This is a genomic window from Bartonella sp. MR110HLJHH (genome assembly GCF_042194225.1).
Classification (GTDB): domain Bacteria; phylum Pseudomonadota; class Alphaproteobacteria; order Rhizobiales; family Rhizobiaceae; genus Bartonella; species Bartonella grahamii.
Genome location: NZ_JBHIMQ010000077.1, coordinates 1 through 892, shown reverse-complemented (window position 1 = coordinate 892; position 892 = coordinate 1). Strand labels below are relative to the sequence as shown.

The window sequence follows — 892 nt, the reverse complement described above, 5'->3', positions numbered from 1 at the left end:
ATTTTCGTAATTGGGGGGTGTTGCTCTTGCATTAATCTCTGCAAGCGCTCGGGATAAAAAAAATCTTCTGGACGCAAATCTATCCCATGATCACGTGCGTAGGTTAATAACTGCGCTTGATAAATTGAAGGAAACAATCCATTAGAACCACCCTTCTCTTTAGAATAAGTGATACGATAAACAGCACCTTTACATTTCTTCAAAATACGCGAAACGTTAACAGCCCCCCCTAGATATTTTATTATAGTATACGCAGGTTCTTTTTTCATAAAGATAAAATTTCATATTTTATGAATTTTATCAAGATAAAATTTCATATTTTTTTTATTGATTTTTCATTTCATATGAAAGACTTTGTATTTTATGGAATCAGATCAGTTAAAGGTATGGCTTAATGCGCAATTAGCTAAAAATGGTCATGGTAGTAAGAAAATGCTAGCCAAGCATTTAGGAGTGTTACCATCTACCTTAACTAGTATGTTGCATGATTCAGGTACAAAAAGATCAATAAAAGCAAGTGAATTAATAGAAATTATTGATTTTTTTGGCGAAATCCCCCCTTTTCTAATCAAAGAATCTGAACAGTTTATTCAACTGTATTATCAAGCAAATCCCGAAGTTCAGAAAGCTGTTTTAACGATTCTTCAGAATTCTTGTTCTTCAGACAAAAAATAATAGCAGCCATCACTTTTTTATCTCCACAATTCCAAAGTTTTTCTAACATTAGTTTATCCATAATTAACCTACACTTTATTAAAATTTCATATTTTCTGAATTTTTATATTGACAATTTTCATAAATAATGAAATATAAGTTCCATATCTTAGAAAATAACTTTTGCCAATAGGCTCTATGGAGGCATTTGTGACAAAACCAGTGTTTATAAAATCTG

Annotated in this window: 2 protein-coding genes; one reads left to right on the top strand and one right to left on the bottom strand. The window is 30.8% G+C overall.

The window, feature by feature from the left end:
* The coding region (locus ACFIKB_RS09415; protein ID WP_375653495.1) for a hypothetical protein at positions 1-269 on the bottom strand (269 nt) is incomplete at its 3' end.
* A gap of 94 nt (positions 270-363) precedes the next feature.
* Between ACFIKB_RS09415 and ACFIKB_RS09410 the strand changes: the two genes are divergently transcribed.
* The gene (locus ACFIKB_RS09410) at positions 364-675 is read left to right on the top strand and encodes an XRE family transcriptional regulator (RefSeq protein WP_114647946.1); all 312 of its coding nucleotides are present in this window, start codon (positions 364-366) and stop codon (positions 673-675) included.
* The last annotated feature ends 217 nt before the right edge of the window (positions 676-892 follow it).